The sequence below is a fragment of the Gluconobacter aidae genome, from assembly GCF_009547075.1.
Classification (GTDB): Bacteria; Pseudomonadota; Alphaproteobacteria; order Acetobacterales; family Acetobacteraceae; genus Gluconobacter; species Gluconobacter aidae.
Window position 1 is genome coordinate 1 of sequence record NZ_WIPH01000076.1, and the last position, 3,115, is coordinate 3,115.

The 3,115-nt window shown below is 61.3% G+C and carries 5 protein-coding genes; 1 reads left to right on the forward strand and 4 read right to left on the reverse strand.

Annotation, left to right across the window (positions count from 1 at the left end):
* From GFJ39_RS13670 to GFJ39_RS13685, 4 genes are all read right to left on the reverse strand, one after another.
* Window positions 1-1,627: recombinase family protein (locus tag GFJ39_RS13670; protein ID WP_228391980.1), on the reverse strand; the 1,627-nt coding region annotated here is incomplete at its 3' end.
* 14 nt (window positions 1,628-1,641) lie between these two features.
* A complete protein-coding gene (locus GFJ39_RS13675) occupies window positions 1,642-2,022 on the reverse strand; it encodes a helix-turn-helix domain-containing protein (RefSeq protein WP_153431989.1) in 381 nt (126 codons plus the stop codon).
* Window positions 2,012-2,335 carry a type II toxin-antitoxin system HigB family toxin gene (locus tag GFJ39_RS13680; protein WP_153431991.1) on the reverse strand — a complete coding sequence of 108 codons (324 nt, stop codon included), beginning with the start codon at window positions 2,333-2,335 and terminating at the stop codon, window positions 2,012-2,014. Before GFJ39_RS13680 ends, GFJ39_RS13675 begins: the two co-directional genes overlap by 11 nt.
* A 100-nt stretch (window positions 2,336-2,435) precedes the next feature.
* On the reverse strand, window positions 2,436-2,645 hold the full coding sequence (locus GFJ39_RS13685; protein ID WP_153431992.1) for a hypothetical protein: 210 nt from the start codon (window positions 2,643-2,645) through the stop codon (window positions 2,436-2,438).
* A 128-nt stretch (window positions 2,646-2,773) separates the two neighbouring features.
* Here GFJ39_RS13685 and GFJ39_RS13690 point away from each other — a divergent pair.
* A partial coding sequence (locus tag GFJ39_RS13690; RefSeq protein WP_325062956.1) for a hypothetical protein occupies window positions 2,774-3,115 on the forward strand: 342 nt, incomplete at its 3' end.

Consider the following 3,115-nt stretch of genomic DNA (forward strand, 5'->3'; position numbering starts at 1 on the left):
TAGAACCCTGCACCAGGAACTTCTCGAGAACGCCAGCGTCCGGGTGACGCATGGCGTTCTTCCTGTTCGTTGCAAAGCCCAGCATCGCGTCAATCTCACCCCGGTTCGGGCCGGGAGTGAGCACGACCTTCTCGATCAGCGCCCGCAGCGCATCGGCGGCTTCCAGCCGCTCCTCGGGCCGGTTGAGGGCGTCGGTCAGGCGGCCGACCTTGCGGGCGTAAACCGCTGAGGCACTCGGCAGCAGGTCTGGCACATCGTAGGGAACGTCGGACAGTAGCGTTGCCAACTCGGTCTTGCGGGTTTCGAGCGTATCCATCTCTGCTTTCATGGAGGGATGGAACATGCCTTCTTTGATGGCTTCGATGATGCCCCGGATCTGTTTCTCGATTTTCACCTGTTCCATCTGCCAGACATCGGCGTTGGAGCGACGCTCGCGATTCAGACGGTTGGTCTCCTCGGCATAAGCATGCATCGCTTCGGCCGCGATCTCCGGCGCCATCATCCGGTCCTTGAGGCCGGCAAGCACGCGGCGCTCCAGATCGGGACGGGGGATCGTCCGACTGTTGGTGCAGGAGCCATTCGTCACATGGCCTGAACAGGCGAAGCGGTCTGAACCTCGCAAGGTGTAGGGACTACCGCACAACCCACAGAACAGCAGGCCCGACAGCAGGGATTTCGGCCGACGGGTGCCGTTGAGCCGGTTCCGTTTGTGATGCGCCCGCACCGCCTCGGTAACGTTGACGTATTTCTCAGCGATGACGCTCTGACGGGCCTTGGTCGCCTGCCAGAGCGCCTCATCGATGATCCGCAGATCGGGAACCTCTGTGATGACCCACTCCGATTCCGGGTTGAGGCGCGAGACGCGCTTGCCGGTGGACGGGTCTTTGACGTAGCGCTGACGGTTCCAGACCAGGCGCCCGATATACAATTCATTGTTGATGATGCCGGTGCCGCGCTTCACATGACCCCGGATGGTGGTGTCGCTCCACAATTTGCCCTTGGGGCCGGCGATGCCCTGGTCGTTCAGGGCTTTGGCGATAGCGCGTGGACCGATACCGGCGGCGAAGTCACGGAAAATGCGGCGGATGATCTCCGCCTGATGCGCGTCGATCTCGCGGTCGCCCCGGATCTGTTCGCCTTTGGCGTCGAACTGTCGGACCACGCGATAGCCATAGCACAACCCGCCGCCGGACTTGCCGTCCTCGACCCGGCCACGCAGGCCGCGATGGGTCTTGGCGGCCAGGTCTTTGAGGAACAGGGCGTTCATCGTGCCCTTGAGGCCGACATGCAGTTCGCTGATCTCGCCCTCGGCCAGGGTGACGATCGGTACGCCAGCGAATTTCAGGTGCTTGAACAGGGTGGCTACGTCGGCCTGATCGCGCGAGATGCGATCCAGCGCCTCGGCCAGCACGATGTCGAACCGTCCGGCCTGGGCATCCTGCAACAGGGTCTGGATGCCGGGACGCAGAATCATGCTGGCTCCGGAGATACCCGCGTCCTTGTAGGCACCAATGACCTTCCATTTCTCGCGTTTTGCGTATTCGCGGCAGATGCGGAACTGATCCTCGATCGAGGCGTCGCGCTGGTTGTCGGACGAATAGCGAGCATACAGGGCGACGCGGGTCATGGGGATGTTCCTTATCAGGCGACCTTGTCCATCCGGCTCGGCCGGATCAGCACCTCGGCCGAGATGCCGAGGCCGTCATGCAATTGGCGGATCATGTCGATCGACAGGCTGCGCTTGCGGTTCAGCACGTCCGCCACCCGATTGCGCGGCCCGATCATCGGCTCCAGATCCTTGCGGGTGAGGCCCTGCTGCTCCATGCGGAAGCGGATCGCCTCGACTGGATCGGGCGAGTCGATCGGATGGTGCTTTGCCTCATAGGCGTCGATCAGGGTTGCCAACACGTCCAGACGGTCGCCGTCCGGCGTGCCGCTCTTCGCACCCCACAGCCGTCCGACCTCGTCAAGGGCCGCGTCATAATCCGCCTCGTTGCGGATGGGTTTCAGATCAGCCGTCATGTTCCACCTCCGTTACGTCGATCCTGTCATACGCTTTGTGCGTGCCGATCCATTTGATCCAGACGATGCCTTTCTCGAAATCGACCGCCACGACCAGGCGATAGGCGTTGCCCTTGATGTTGAAGACGATCCGCTCGGCGCTGACGATGCTCGCCGTGGCGTAGAGCCGCTTCACATCGGCGGTGCTCGTCCACGCAGCTCTGCCGACTTCGGCGAACCAGGCGTCCAGCGCCGCCTTCACGGCCGGCTGCTCCTTCTGGCCCGCCAGACTGTCGACGAACTCTCTCAGCGTGCGACGGGCAATGATCCTCATTGACTGACCTTATATCACGAGACCATAATGGTCACAAGAACAATACACGACTGCCCGGCGAATGGTCTTTCGCCGGGGAAACGTAGCCGGGAAGGGGAGGCTACCGCATAGGACGGGATCGGTTCTGACGGGCCTGTTTTCGATCCAGCGCGCGGGCACGCTCGAACTGCTCGCGGGCCATTTGCCGGCCGATCAGGCGGGCGAGCAAGCGGATGGCGTTATCGGACGGGCGAAACGCGTCTTCGGCCGTTTCCGCCGCCTCGGTGGGGGCGAGCACCTCGATCCTGATCGTGTCGGGTTTGCGTGCCATCCTGTCCACCTTCCCGGTCATGGGGCGACAGGAATGATGAAGGACAGGATAAGGGGATTTGAGAAGATCATGCGTCGGTCGATGCGGTAATCGGCGGTGATCGCGCAGAAAAGGGAGGCTTATCGGTCGTGGAAAAGGTGATCATTCTTCTGGCGATTGGATATGCCATCGGATTCTATATCCGGGGGCGTCGTGCGACAGCAGATCTGGCGCAGGCAGGGCAGCAGATTGCCGAAAGGAATGCCCGACTTCAGAGTCTGGATCGTCAGATCGCTGGACGTGATACAGAACTTTCGTCGTTGCGTCGTCGGATTTCGACGCTGGAAACACAGGCCGCCGACCAGAAGAAGGATGCAGAACGTCGGCGGCAATATTTTCAGGATAATGATTTGTCCAACACGCAAAACCAGTTACACTTCATCAGTCAGTGCAGTCTGCGGGCCGTTCGTCCCGTTAATAAAGAGGCTGTG

Excerpts from the sequence above, each read along its gene's own strand:
- GFJ39_RS13680 (WP_153431991.1), bottom strand. The coding sequence starts at position 2,335 with ATGAGGATCATTGCCCGTCGCACGCTGAGAGAGTTCGTCGACAGTCTG.
- GFJ39_RS13675 (WP_153431989.1), bottom strand. The coding sequence starts at position 2,022 with ATGACGGCTGATCTGAAACCCATCCGCAACGAGGCGGATTATGACGCG.
- GFJ39_RS13685 (WP_153431992.1), bottom strand. The coding sequence starts at position 2,645 with ATGGCACGCAAACCCGACACGATCAGGATCGAGGTGCTCGCCCCCACC.